Source organism: Staphylococcus sp. GDX7P312P, assembly GCF_008385775.1.
Taxonomy (GTDB): Bacteria; Bacillota; Bacilli; order Staphylococcales; family Staphylococcaceae; genus Staphylococcus; species Staphylococcus haemolyticus.
Genome location: NZ_VUKI01000058.1, coordinates 1 through 656, shown reverse-complemented (window position 1 = coordinate 656; position 656 = coordinate 1). Strand labels below are relative to the sequence as shown.

Sequence of the window (656 nt, the reverse complement as noted above, 5' to 3'; positions counted from 1 at the left end):
TCTTCTGTATGAACTATTTCAGATATAAACAATTTAACAAGGATGTTATCACTGTAGCCGTTGGCTACTATCTAAGATATGCATTGATTTATCGTGATATATATGAAATATTAAGGGAACGTGGTGTAAACGTTCATCATTCAACGGTCTACCGTTGGGTTCAAGAATATGCCCCAATTTTATATCAAATTTGGAAGAAAAAGCATAAAAAAGCTTATTACAAATGGCGTATTGATGAGACGTACATCAAAATAAAAGGAAAATGGAGTTATTTATATCGTGCCATTGATGCAGAGGGACATACATTAGATATTTGGTTGCGTAAGCAACGAGATAATCATTCAGCATATGCGTTTATCAAACGTCTCATTAAACAATTTGGTAAACCTCAAAAGGTAATTACAGATCAGGCACCTTCAACGAAGGTAGCAATGGCTAAAGTAATTAAAGCTTTTAAACTTAAACCTGACTGTCATTGTACATCGAAATATCTGAATAACCTCATTGAGCAAGATCACCGTCATATTAAAGTAAGAAAGACAAGATATCAAAGTATCAATACAGCAAAGAATACTTTAAAAGGTATTGAATGTATTTACGCTCTATATAAAAAGAACCGCAGGTCTCTTCAGATCTACGGATTTTCGCCATGCCAC

1 protein-coding gene is annotated in these 656 nt (G+C 33.8%); it reads left to right on the top strand.

The features are described 5' to 3' along the window. Positions 1–8: 8 nt before the first annotated feature. Positions 9–656: IS6-like element IS257 family transposase (locus F1592_RS13010; protein ID WP_149814189.1), on the top strand; the 648-nt coding region annotated here is incomplete at its 3' end.